This window comes from Kribbella sp. CA-247076 (genome assembly GCF_050942445.1).
Classification (GTDB): Bacteria; Actinomycetota; Actinomycetes; order Propionibacteriales; family Kribbellaceae; genus Kribbella.
Window position 1 is genome coordinate 530,478 of record NZ_CP192051.1, and the last position, 12,079, is coordinate 542,556.

General features: G+C 69.5%; 9 protein-coding genes. 1 reads left to right on the forward strand and 8 read right to left on the reverse strand.

The features are described from left to right. The first annotated feature begins 71 nt into the window (after positions 1-71). Positions 72-1,190, forward strand: a complete 1,119-nt coding sequence (locus tag ACQPYZ_RS02670; RefSeq protein ID WP_433164841.1) for a winged helix-turn-helix domain-containing protein — start codon at positions 72-74, stop codon at positions 1,188-1,190. A 259-nt stretch (positions 1,191-1,449) separates the two neighbouring features. Here ACQPYZ_RS02670 and ACQPYZ_RS02675 read toward each other — a convergent pair whose 3' ends face one another. The 8 genes from ACQPYZ_RS02675 to ACQPYZ_RS02710 all read right to left on the reverse strand — a co-directional run bounded on the left by ACQPYZ_RS02675 (position 1,450) and on the right by ACQPYZ_RS02710 (position 12,079). Then, positions 1,450-1,962, reverse strand: a complete 513-nt coding sequence (locus ACQPYZ_RS02675) for a hypothetical protein (RefSeq protein ID WP_433164843.1) — start codon at positions 1,960-1,962, stop codon at positions 1,450-1,452. 163 nt (positions 1,963-2,125) lie between these two features. Further along, positions 2,126-5,716: a galactose-binding domain-containing protein gene (locus ACQPYZ_RS02680; protein ID WP_433164845.1), complete on the reverse strand. Its 3,591-nt coding sequence runs from the start codon at positions 5,714-5,716 to the stop codon at positions 2,126-2,128. A 249-nt stretch (positions 5,717-5,965) separates the two neighbouring features. After that, positions 5,966-7,654 carry a solute symporter family protein gene (locus tag ACQPYZ_RS02685; protein WP_433164846.1) on the reverse strand — a complete coding sequence of 563 codons (1,689 nt, stop codon included), beginning with the start codon at positions 7,652-7,654 and terminating at the stop codon, positions 5,966-5,968. Then, complete coding sequence (locus ACQPYZ_RS02690) at positions 7,651-7,992, reverse strand: DUF485 domain-containing protein (RefSeq protein WP_433164847.1); 342 nt, start codon at positions 7,990-7,992, stop codon at positions 7,651-7,653. Before ACQPYZ_RS02690 ends, ACQPYZ_RS02685 begins: the two co-directional genes overlap by 4 nt. A 139-nt stretch (positions 7,993-8,131) precedes the next feature. Continuing rightward, complete coding sequence (locus tag ACQPYZ_RS02695; RefSeq protein WP_433164849.1) at positions 8,132-9,130, reverse strand: class I SAM-dependent methyltransferase; 999 nt, start codon at positions 9,128-9,130, stop codon at positions 8,132-8,134. Between the two features lie 38 nt (positions 9,131-9,168). After that, positions 9,169-9,906 carry a cytidylyltransferase domain-containing protein gene (locus tag ACQPYZ_RS02700; protein ID WP_433164851.1) on the reverse strand — a complete coding sequence of 246 codons (738 nt, stop codon included), beginning with the start codon at positions 9,904-9,906 and terminating at the stop codon, positions 9,169-9,171. After that, on the reverse strand, positions 9,894-10,709 hold the full coding sequence (locus ACQPYZ_RS02705; protein ID WP_433164853.1) for a hypothetical protein: 816 nt from the start codon (positions 10,707-10,709) through the stop codon (positions 9,894-9,896). Before ACQPYZ_RS02705 ends, ACQPYZ_RS02700 begins: the two co-directional genes overlap by 13 nt. Then, a complete protein-coding gene (locus ACQPYZ_RS02710; RefSeq protein ID WP_433164855.1) occupies positions 10,709-12,079 on the reverse strand; it encodes a hypothetical protein in 1,371 nt (456 codons plus the stop codon). Before ACQPYZ_RS02710 ends, ACQPYZ_RS02705 begins: the two co-directional genes overlap by 1 nt.

Sequence of the window (12,079 nt, forward strand, 5' to 3'; positions counted from 1 at the left end):
TCCGCGGTGCCGCGACCGGTTTCGGTCAGAACCGAAGTGCTCGGCGACCTCGGGGCAGGCACAATCGGGAGATGATCCGGATCCACTTCAGCGCCGCGGACCTCGGACGGGTGACATTCCCGCCGGACCCCGAGCCGCTGATGGAGGTGGCGCTGGCCGCGCGCGCCCTCCGCGACCGGGCGTTCGGCGAGCGGGTGGCCGAGACGGTGCCGATGCCGCCGGTCGCGCGACGGTGGCGCCGGGAGGCGGCGCCGCGGGTGCGGCCGTCCATGCGCCCGCTGTTCAAACTGATCGCACCGGCCGGGCTGTTCCCCGACTTCCTCACCCCAGCGGTGCCGGTGCCGGGTCTCGAGCCGGCCGTCGAGGTGCTCATGGACACCCCGGCCGCGGTCGTCCGCGAGGAACTCGGTCCCTGGCTTCCGGCCGACGTCGAGCCGTTCATGCACGGCCTGCTCGCCGGGCACACCGGATCACGCCGGGCGCTCGGCAACGCCGTACGCGAGGTGCATCAGGAGGTCCTCACCCCGTCGTCCGCCGAGCTCGACCGCCGGTACGCCGCCGACCTCGCACTGCGGTCGCGGGCACTACTCCACGGCGGCCTCGACGCCCTGCTGACCTCGCTGCATCCGGACGTCGAATGGTCCAACCCGGGCGGGGCGGACGGGCCCCAGCTGCCAGCTCCCGTTCCCCGACTTCAGCTGCCAGCCTCGGTGCCGGGGTGCGCGGTGCTGACTGCGCGCGGTCCTGCTGTCCGATCCGCCGTCGAGGTCCACTTGAACGGCCGTGGCCTGGAGCTCTACCCGTCCGCGCTCACCTCCGAATGCTTGGTCCTCGACGTGCCCGGCCGCCGCCCGACCCTGGTCTATCCGTGTGCCGACCTCCCCGCCGACGACCTGGCCGACGTCGACGGCCTCGCCGACCTCCTCGGCCGTACGCGCGCCACCGTGCTCCGCGCCCTCACTCACTCCGCCACCACCACCCAGCTCGCCCGCCGTACCGGCATCTCCCTGCCGTCCACCTCCGACCACACCCGAATCCTCCGCAACGCCGGCCTCATCACCACCCACCGAACCCAAGGCACCGCCCTCCACTCCCTAACCCCCACCGCCCACCACCTCCTCACCGGGGCAGGTCGGGGCAACCTGGGGCAGATCGCCAAAACCGCGCTGAGAGACGCCGAGAGCCGGTAAACTGGAGCTTGCTTGCGGACAGAAGAGTCCCCTGAAGTGGACCCGGCAGCCTACCGGACGGTGGGTGAGCCGGGTCGGCCTTTGCACGCGTGTGAGTTGCTGGGACACCGGGGCAGGGCGGGGCAACCTGGGGCAGATCGCAGAAACGGCTGCCAGAACTGGTGGCAGCCGCTAAAGTGGTGCTTGCTTGCGGACAGAATAGTCCCCTGAAGTGGACCCGGCAGCTCACCGGACGGTGGACGAGCCGGGTCTCGCGCTTTCAAAGCTCGCGAACTTGACAGAACGGTGCAACGCGCCGCTTCCAGTCCCCGCCACGGGCCCATGCCCAGGCAACTGCATCGGCCACCCAGAGCAACGGATCGAGCTTCGGCACGATGACTGCCCAGCTCAGGTCGTAGCACTTGTGCCGGTAGACCGCTGCGTGCAGGGTCCGCCGATCGTGATCCCAGGTGGACTCCTCCCGCTCCACCAACAGACGCTCGGCGACGCCCACGACGTCCCGGACAATCGCCTCGAGGCAGCGGGTCCGATCGGCCAGTGTGTCCCGCTCCGCCTGGTAAAGGTCCACCAACAGACGGAATCCCACGATGACGTCGAGGATCTGCCTACGGCGGGCGTCGGTCTCGTGGTTGAAGTGCAGACGTTCCTGGCCGGGCAACAGCAGCCCACGAAGTGCTTTGCGCTGAACCGCAACATCTCCTGACCGGCAACGGACCGCGGCCATCAGCAGACCCCGCGACTTGGTTTCGTCGACGAATACGTGGATTGGCATCTCCCCGCCCTGTGGTGTGGCAAGGGTTGACCTTTGCACGTGGGGTGGCGGGGGTGGGGGTGGAACACAGGGGCAGGTCGGGGCAGCTTCGGGCAGATCGACAGGCAGTTGTGAAAGCAGGCGAACGGCCGTCGCCTGGGGGGCGACGGCCGTTCGGGGGTGGTTAGTTGCGGTTGAGGGTGAAGGTTGTGGTGGTGTTGCGGATGTCGGTGTGGTTGTTCGTGAGGGTCAGGTTGGTGAAGGTGGCGGTGCCGCGGGCGGGGCCTTCGCCTGGTTCGGGGAGTTCGTTGGCCCAGATGCCGAAGCCGGACTTGGCGTCGAAGGCGTCACCGGACTTGCGGGCACCGGAGATCGTCGTGTTGGTGAAGACCGTGTCGGCGACCGGGAACAGCGGCTGACCGCCGACGTAGTCGGTCTGGAACATGATCCCGGAGTACGTCGGATCGACGATGTCCAGGTCGTTGACGCGGATCCCCTGGAAGACCTTGGTCGCGGAGTAGATCCACAGCGCCGGGAACGTCTGGTTGCCCCAGAAGTGCCCGCCCGCGCGGACCAGGCTGACGTTCTCGAACCGGGTCGGCGGGGTCGCGCCGAACCCGTTCATCGGGATCCCGAAATCGAGCGACGAGATCGTGACACCGGGATACGTGAGCATGTCCGCGGCGTACAGGTTGCGGAAGACGTTGTTCGTCCCGCCGTAGACCGCGAACCCGGCCGCCCGCCAGGTCAGCGTCGCGGACAGGTTCTCGAAGACGTTGTCGCGGACCTCGCCGCCGCCGGAGTCGGTGGCGTTGAAGAGCGCGAAGCTGTCGTCGCCGGTGGCCCGGGCGTCGTTGTTGCTGACCAGGTTGCCGGCCGAGCCGTTCGTCATGTTGATGCCGTCGGCGAACATGTTCCGGATGCGCGAGTTCCTGATGGTGGAGTTGTCGGTGTTCGCGCCCCAGTACAGGCAGACCATGTGCTCGACCCAGATGTTGTCGATGGTCATGTTCGCGGTGTTCGAGAAGTCGAACACCTTGCCCGGCCCGTCGATCCGGGACGTGTAGTTCCCGAAGTACGCGAACCCGGTGAACGTCGACCCGTTCGCCGACGCCTCGCTGCGGAACCCGACGTCGGTGTTGTCCTGGGTCGCCGGCGCGTGGAACCGGGTGAACCACGGCCCGGCGCCGACCACCCGGACCGCCTTGCCGTACACCTGGAACTTCGACGAGGTCTGGTAGTCACCCGGCGGCAGGTAGACGCCTTGCAGCGCACTGTTCTGCCGTACCTGGTCGAGCGCGTTCTGCACGTCCTGGTGGCTGAAGCCGGACGGCGTCACGAAACCCGTGCCCGGGTTGGCGATCGGGGCGACCTCCTCGGTGTCGACGAAGTCGATCGCGTACGTCGTACTGTTCGCCGGATCCTTCTGCAGCTTGATCTTCGTGCCCGCCGGGAAGGTCCCGTCGAGCATCAGCTGGGCCTCGTCATAGATGTGCCGGGCGGGGCCGGAGCCGGGTGAGTTGTTCGGGCTCGCCTCCGCGCCGTACAGCCAGGCGTACCGCGAGGTCAGCGGCAACGCCTTGTGGAAGGTGCCGTTCACGTAGACGTTGACGGTCGAGTTGATCCCGCCACCGCCGGCCGAGTCCGGGATGGAGAACCGGGTGACCAACGTGTTGGTCCGGGCCCGGGTGGTGAACTCGACGAACGAGCCGTTCGAGTTCAGTGTGACCGCGCGGCGTCCGGAAGCCTCGCCGGCCAGGTCGCCGATGGTCCGGTTCGGCCCGACCACGACCGCCCCTCCACCGACCGACGCGTCCTCCGCCTCCATGTGGTCGTACGGCATGTTCGCGCCGCGACCGACGAAGAACGGCCGCTCGCTGGTGTTGTTGGTCCGCTTCACCGGCAGCTCGTTGGCGTCGGCGGCGAGGACGACGCGCACGGTGTACCGGCCGCTGGCGGCCGTCCAGTTGCCGAGAGCAACCGCCGGGGTGGTCGCGCCGGCCGCGATCGCGCCGTTGTAGGAGCCGGTCAGCGTCGTGACGACCGTACTGCCGTTCAGGATCGTCAGCGTGATGCCATGTGCACCCGACGCCGAGGCGACGCTGCCCTGGTTCTTCAGCGCGACCGAGAAGGCGACGCTGTTCCCGGCGGACGGGTTCCCCGGAGTCCAGTTCACCGCTGCCGCCACCAGGTCGGAGCTGGCCACCGGCGTCACGACCAAAGGACCGGCCGCGCTTGCGGTGTTGTTTGCGTCGTTTTGCTCGATCACCGTGTTCGACTCGTCGACCTTTGCACTCAGCGCGTAACTTCCTGCGTCCCGCGCACCGATCGCTTCGCTGACCGTGGCCGAGGCGCCGGCCGCGAGTGCGCCGACGGCCGCCGTACCGACCTTGGTCTCGCCGAGGTAGAAGTTGACTTCGGTCGCTGCCGAGCCCGCCGTACCGGAGTTGCCGACCGTCGCCCGGACGGTGATCGTGTCGGTCTCGACCGGTGAGGTCGGTGTCCAGGAGACGTTGGACAGCGTGAGGTCGGGGTTCGGCGCCGGGACCCCCATCACCTGGAGCTCGGCGACCTGTCCGGCCGGGGCGCCGGTGTTGGCGGTGAAGTTGAGCCGTACGTCGGCCGCCCGCGCGCTGACCGGGATCGTCACGCTGTTCCCACTCGCCGGACTGAAGGTGTACGACGCACTCGGCACGATCGTGGTGAATGCCGACGATCCCTGGTCGCGGCCGAGGATCGAGAACGTCTGCGTCCGCGGGCCCCACGCCGAGTCGGGGTTGAGCCGGACCACGATCGAGCTGAGCTCGGCGTTCGCTCCGAGCTGGGTCGTCAGCGTGGCCGGGTTGGTGTTGCCCTCCCAGTACGTCGTCACGTTGTCGTCGTTGGCGTTGGTCGCGACGAAGGTGTGCACGAACCCGGACGCCGTGATCGGTTTGCCGAGGGCGAGGTTGCTGCCGGGGCCGGTGCCGCCGTGCCGGGTGACCGTGTTGCTGTTCGCCGATTGGTTGCCAGCGGCATCCTTGGCGCGGACGAAGTACGAGATCGACGTACTGGCCGGCTGGTTGTCGGTGTAGGTGAGGACGTTGCCGCCCAGGCTGGTCCGCAGTTCGCCGTTCGCGTAGACGTCGTACCCGGTGACGCCGACGTTGTCGGTCGAGGCGTTCCAGGTGAGCCGGATCTGGCCGGCCGCCGGTTCGGTGAGGGCCAGGTTGCCCGGGGCGGTGGGAGCCTGGGTGTCACCGCTGACCGGTCCGTAGACCTCGAGCTCGGACAGCTGTCCGGCCGGCCAGCCGGTGTTCGCGGTGATCCGGACCCGGACGAACCGGGTGGTCACGGCGCCGTAGTCGATCGTCACGGTGTTGGCCGGCGGGTTGAACGCGCGCGCCGCGGAGGCGGTGAGGTCGGTGAAGTTCTGGCCGTCGACGCTGCCCTGGACCGCGAGCGTCTGGGTGCGCGCACCCCAGCCCGCGGCCGGGAGCTTGAGCACGACCTGGTTGGTGGCGACCGACGCGCCGAGGTCGACCTGCACCCACTGCGGGAACGCGTTGTTGGCGCTCTCCCAGTAAGTGCCCTGGTTGCCGTCGGTCACGTTCGACGCGACGTACGTCTGGGTGACGCTGCTCGCCGACGCGCTCTTGCCGGCGGCGAGGTTGGGTCCGGCCAGTACGGCGGCCGACGCGGTGCCGGCCGGGGTCGCGCGGACCAGCGGGCCGGCCGACAGGGCCAGACTGCCGGCCAGCAGGGCGGCGAGGAGCCGCAACTTCGGATGTCTCATGGCCTCTCCTGAGTGGGCGGGGGTGAGGGCGCAGGGGGATCAGCCGTCGCGCGGGAGTCCGGAAGTTGCTCTAGTTTGCTAATTTCTTGCGCAACGCTGGCTCATTGTTACGGCACGGCAACGCGGGCGTCAACGGTTCATGACGCTCGGCCACCAAAGCCGAGGACCGCGACCCCGGCGGATGCCGGTGCCGCGGCCCTCTGGCCGGCTGGCCTTTTAGGTCCGGAAACCCTGACAGGAGAAGTGGGCTCAGTGCTTGGCAGGTCCTTCGGCGCCAGCACCGGTGAGGGCACGGACGGAGAGCTCGTTGTAGCGAAGCTCGCTCGAGCGGTCGCGGCCGAGATAGGTGCCCAGGACTCCGCACAGGAAGCCGACCGGAATCGACACGATGCCCGGGTTCGACAGCGGGAAGTACGAGAAGTCCGCACCGGTGATCATCGACGTGGATGAGCCCGACACGACCGGCGAGAAGAACACCAGGACGACAGCCGCGATCAGACCGCCGTAGATGCTCCACACCGCGCCGGAAGTGTTGAACCGCTTCCAGAACAGGTTGAAGAGCAACGCCGGCAGGTTTGCGGACGCCGCGACGGCGAACGCGAGCGCGACCAGGAAGGCGATGTTCAGCCGCTGGGCCGGGATCGCCAGTCCGATCGCGACCGCGCCGATGCCGATCGCGGCGAACCGGGCCACCCGCAGTTCGCTCTTCTCCGAGACCTGGCCCTTGGCGAGCACGTTCGCGTACAGGTCGTGCGCGAACGACGAGGCCGAGGTCAACGTCAAGCCGGCGACCACCGCGAGAATGGTCGCGAACGCGACCGCCGCGATGAGGGCGAGCAGGATCGACCCGCCGAGCGAGCCGGCACCGCCTCCGACCGACTCGGCCAGCAGCGGCGAGGCCACGTTGCCCTTCGACACCTCGACCGCCGATCCCTTCGCGGTGTCCAGCAACGCCGCCGCACCGAACCCGAGCGCGAGCGTCATCAGGTAGAACGCCCCGATCAGGCCGATCGCCCACTGCACCGAGCGGCGCGCGGACCGCGAGTCCGGCACGGTGTAGAAGCGGATCAGGATGTGCGGCAGACCCGCCGTACCGAGGACGAGGGCGAGGCCGAGGGACAGGAAGTCGATCTGGCCGACCAGGTCCTTGCCGTACAGCAGGCCGGGCTGCAGGAAATCCGCGCCCTTGCCGGACTTCTCGGCGGCCGCGCCGAGCATCCGGGAGATGTTGAAGTCGAACTTCAGCAGCACCAGGAAGGTGATCAGGACCGTGCCGGTCATCAGCAGCACGGCCTTGACGATCTGCACCCAGGTGGTGCCCTTCATGCCGCCGATGGTCACGTAGATGATCATCAGCGCGCCGACCAGGATGATCACGCCGGCCTTCAGGCCCTCGTTCGTCACGCCGAGCAGCAGGCCGACGAGTGAACCGGCGCCGACCATCTGGGCCAGCAGGTAGAAGATCGACACCACGATCGTCGAGGTCGCGGCCGCGGTCCGGACCGGCCGCTGCTTCATCCGGAAGGCCAGCTGGTCGGCCATCGTGAAGCGGCCGGAGTTCCGCAGCAGTTCGGCGATCAGCAGCAGGGCGACCAGCCAGGCGACCAGGAACCCGATCGAGTAGAGGAAGCCGTCGTACCCGTAGAGCGCGATCGAGCCGGAGATGCCGAGGAACGACGCCGCGGACATGTAGTCACCGGCGACGGCGAGACCGTTCTGGGCGCCGCTGAAGGAGCGACCGCCGGCGTAGTAGTCGGCCGCGCTCTTGTTCTGCCGGGACGCCCACCAGGTGATGTACAGCGTCACGGCGACGACCGCGCTGAACAGCGAGATGGTCAGCGCCCGGTTGCCCGGCTCGGCGTCGGCGAGCGGGATCAGGCCGGGAACGGTCGTGGGAATCGCGGTCGGGATCGCAGCGGGGATGCTCAGGACGTTCACCGGCGGCGCTCCCTCTTGTACTTGGCGTTCAGGCCGCTGGCGAGCGGATCGAGTTTCCGGTTCGCGAACCGGCCGTAGAGGGCGGCGATCACGAACGTCGAGACGAACTGCAACAGCCCGAAGACCAGCGCGACGTTGACGTTCCCGATGACCTCGGTCCCCATGAAGTCACGGGCCCAGTTGTTGCAGGCGACGTACGCCAGGTACCAGGCCATGAACGCGATCGTCCACGGCACGACGAAGTTCTTGTAGCGCCGCTTCAGCTCGGTGAAGTCGGACGCCTCGTGCACGGCTTCGTAGGCGCGGGCGTCCCGCTCGCGCACAACATCCTCGTCCATGAGTTCGAGTTCCCCTCGTACTGAGACAGAAAACACGTGCACGTTAGCCCCTGGTGGCGCGTTTGTGACCCACCGCAACCAAAACGTTTCCGCGCGACCCGGAGGAATCCGAGCAAACCGGAGGACGTCGAGTGGACGGTCAGAGGTGCGGGGCGACCGGGGCGTCGAGGGTCCGGCGGTAGTTCGCCAGGTCGCTCGGCCAGGTCCGGTAACAGCCGGTGAAGTACGGCATCCGCAGCGGCTCCGGCGGCCGGGCGGTGGAGTCGTAGATGGCGTCGACCTGGTCGAGCACCGCCTCCCGGCGGGACTCGGTGAGGACCGCGATCCGCGAGTGCGAGAGGGCCAGTTGCCGCAGGCCCGCGCGGTCGAGATCCTGCCAGTGCCGGAACCGGGCGGTCTCGACGGTCGCGAACAGGTCGGACTGCAGCAGGATCGGCATCGGGTCGAACCGGTCGCCGCCGACGTCGTCACCCTGCATCGCGTGGATCATCCGGCGGACCCAGGGGACGACCGTGTCCGCGTTGTTCCAGAGCAGGCCGAGTACGCCGTTCGGTCGCAGGACGCGGGCGATCTCGGGCAGGGCCCGGGCGTGGTCGAACCAGTGGAACGCCTGGCCGACGACGACCGCGTCCACCGAGGCGTGCGCCAGCGGGATCGACTCGGCGGCGCCGACCATGGTGTCGATGCCCGGCCGCCGGCGGCAGACGCTGAGCATCTCCTCGGACGGGTCGACCGCGACCACGTCGTGACCGAGCCCGGCCGCGACCGCCGCCAATTTGCCGGTGCCGGCGCCCAGATCCAGGACCTGCAGCCGGCCGGGACCAAGGATCCAGGACAGCGCCTCGGCCGGGAACGTCGGCCGGGCCGCGTCGTACGCCGCCGCGACCGCCCCGAACGACTTCGCCCGCGCCTCGTTGGAGGCAGCCCCACCCGCAGCCGCCCGGCCCGCACTCGGTCCGCTTGCCGCGGCCCCGCCCGCAGCCGGCCCGCTCGCCGCCGACCCCCCGGTCGCCGGTCCACCGGTCTCGGGGCTGCCCGAGCCCGCGGCGCTCGCGGCGGCGCCGTTCAGGCCGGGCGGGGTCGGGTCCGGCGTGTCCCGGCCGGTCGCCGGGTCCGGTGCTGGATCATCGGTGGTCATCACCGTAAATCATGCCGTAGCGGCGGGCTGGCGCGTCGTCACTCGCCGAGCTTCTTCTGTTCGATGTGCGCGTTGAGCGCGGCCAGCTCCGGCTGGGAGTCCAGCAGCGCGACCAGTTCGGCGCAGTTCAGCTTGTCCGCGGCGTGGTCCTCGATCAGGGCGTGCAGCAACTTCCGGTCGTCCTCGGTGTCCAGCGTCAGCCGGTACTGCGACCCGCCACCGGCCCACGGCAGACTCACCAGCCGGATGTCGCCGGGCCGGTTCTGGTGCAGGTACGGCGTGACGTGCTCCCGGTCGGCCCGCAAGGTCGCCTGCTCGTCGGCCTCGAACAGCCTGGCCGCGGAGAACACCTCGTAGTCCATGCCCCGCGGATGCGTCCGCTCCAGGCAGTTCGACAGGTAGACGCTTTCGCTGCCCTCGGCCCGCCACCGGTCGACGCCGGCGGCAACAATCTCGGGATCGATCAACGGACAGTCCGACGTCACCCGGACGATCCCGTCCAGCCCGTACTCGCGGGCCGTCCCCGCGAACCGGCTCAGGACATCGTCCTCACTGCCACGGAAGTACGGGATCCCGGCCCGTTCGGACAGGGCGACGATCGGGTCGTCGTTGGCGTTGGTGGTCGTAGCCACGATCACCGGCAGGCCGGTACGCCGCAGCCGGTCCACGTGATGCTCGAGGTACGTGCGGCCGCCGGCCTCCAGCAGCACCTTCGCGGGCAGTCGCGTGCTCGTCGCCCGTGCCTGGGTGACGACGGCAACATTCAGGAATTCCACCGGAACATCTCCCGGATCTCGGCCGGGCAGGCGACGTGGTCGACCCCCAGCTCGGTGTCGGTGAACTCGCGGGCGGTCGCGAGCGGGACGAAGGGCTGGTCCAGCTCCGGCCAGAGCCGTTTGATCCTGGCCTGGCCGCCGAACGAGGGGTGTTCGTTCTCCAGCACCATCGGGTCGCCGTAGACCCCGGGCTGCAGGCCGAGCGAGGCGCCGTACAGGACGGCGGAGCTGAGCCGGTTGGAGGCGACGCGCCGATGTTTGCGGAGCTCGCGCAGTTGCTTGACCAGGAACCTGGCGTCGGTCCGGCGCCAGTGCAGGCCACGGTACCCGTGGGTGATCACCCGGAACCCGGCGTCCTTGTAGACGTTGCGGATCGCGGGCTTCTCGTATTCGTTCCAGTACAGGCAGACAGTGACCGGCCCGGTCTCGTGCTCGTTGATCGAGGCAACGATGCGGCCGTGGTCGCCGAGCACGTGCTGGCCCTCCCAGCCGTGGAACGGGTAGAAGATGGTGCCCTCGGCCCGCTTCGCGGGGGTGGCCAGCTCGGGATGCACCTTCAGCAGGTACAGCCAGACCGAGCCGATCACCGAGTAGTTCCGCAGGCCGAGCGAGTGACCGCGCCGCCGGACGCTGTCGGACCAGACGTACTTCGGCATCCCCGGCGCGAACGCGGTGCCGTGGGCGAACCCGTCCAGGATGTTCCAGCCGTGCTGGAGGTATCCCCAGATCCGCGGCGGCTTCGCGAGTCCGGCGTACGACGCCATGATGTTCGCGTGGCCGTAGAAGTGGTTGGCGTGGTGCATCAGCGACGGACCTTCCGCAGCACCCGGCGGACGCGCCGCCGGATCACCCTGGCCGGGTTGAGCACGGCGTGTCCGACGCGGTAGGGCAGCGACCGCCGGATCCCGCTGACCGTGCCCTCGAACAGGATCGCCCGCGCGCTGGCGGCCGCCAGCTCCTCGGACAGCCGCGCGACCGTGGTCAGTTGTTCCGCGCTGCCCAGTGGCCGGATCACCTCGTTCGACCCCGGGAACTCTGGCGGGACGGTGATCCCGGCCATTGAGGCGAGCCGCGCGGTCAACGCGTGCACATCCCCGCCGGCCGGCCACGGTTGCCGCGAGCCACTTTCCATCGACCGCCGGACGAACCGCGCAAGGTGCCCGACGACATCCAGGTCCTGCGGCTCGCCGAACAGCCGGTACGACGATCCGTCGAGAATCACGTTGTCCGGAGACCCGTTCCCGCCCGCCTGCAGCCAGGCGACGTACGAGGGGATGATGCGCCGCAGCGTCGTCTGGTCGTCGACCCGGAGCGCGGCGAGGAGGTGCTCCTCCAGCAGCACCCCCGGACCGGCGGGAACGGCGTCGACGGGCAGGACCGCGGGCAGTTCGCCGGTCACGAAGTACCAGGCGGGCGCCAGCTCGAGAGCCATGCCCGCGTCCGCTGCGTCGAGGACGAGCCGGTAGGGGTCCATCAGCGTCGGACCAGCGTTGCGGGCGGCAACTGCCCGGGCGGCGACGACCGCAGCCAGGCCGTCGACCGAACTAGCAGCAAGCTGGGCGTCGACCAGCGACGGGAAGACGGCGTAGACGTCGGCGTCCGGGAGGGCCGCCTGGAGCGGTTTGAGGCCGGCGGGTGCGGTGTCGGCGACGTCCCGCGCCCAGTCCTCGTCGCGGGGGAGCGCCGCGGTGATCGCTGGCTGGAGCAGGCGCTCGAAGCCGAAGGAGTTCTCGGCGCCGAGCAGCAGCCGGGCGCCCGGAGCCAGCCGTTCCCGCAGCCGGGCCAGGGCATCCGCCCAGGTCAGCGTGGCCGTGTCCGGGCCGATGAGCCGCTCGAGACCATCGAGCGCGACGATCACGTCGTACTGGTCCTCGCCGCGGAAGCGGTCGAGTGAACCGCAGTAGATCTCGCCCTTGGCGTCGGCGAGCGCCTCCGCGATCTCCTCCGCGTCCGGGGCGGACCGGACCAGCACGTCGACGGACGTGACTCGCTCGGCGACGTCGGTGATCAGGTCGAGCGCGTGCGGGCCGGCCACCAGGACGGAGTCGTCGGGCCGGAGGGCGGTGGCGAGGAGCGCCGCGGCAGCGGGTCCGGCGGCCGCGGGGCGGGCGTCGACCGGATGCAGGTCCGACCAGTTGAGCAGCTCGCCACCGACCAGATTCGATCGGGTCAC

What these genes read in the sequence shown, in the direction of transcription:
- ACQPYZ_RS02670 (WP_433164841.1), top strand. Translation starts at nt 72, where the DNA reads ATGATCCGGATCCACTTCAGCGCCGCGGACCTCGGACGGGTGACATTC.
- ACQPYZ_RS02675 (WP_433164843.1), bottom strand. Translation starts at nt 1,962, where the DNA reads ATGCCAATCCACGTATTCGTCGACGAAACCAAGTCGCGGGGTCTGCTG.
- ACQPYZ_RS02680 (WP_433164845.1), bottom strand. Translation starts at nt 5,716, where the DNA reads ATGAGACATCCGAAGTTGCGGCTCCTCGCCGCCCTGCTGGCCGGCAGT.
- ACQPYZ_RS02690 (WP_433164847.1), bottom strand. Translation starts at nt 7,992, where the DNA reads ATGGACGAGGATGTTGTGCGCGAGCGGGACGCCCGCGCCTACGAAGCC.
- ACQPYZ_RS02695 (WP_433164849.1), bottom strand. Translation starts at nt 9,130, where the DNA reads ATGACCACCGATGATCCAGCACCGGACCCGGCGACCGGCCGGGACACG.
- ACQPYZ_RS02705 (WP_433164853.1), bottom strand. Translation starts at nt 10,709, where the DNA reads ATGCACCACGCCAACCACTTCTACGGCCACGCGAACATCATGGCGTCG.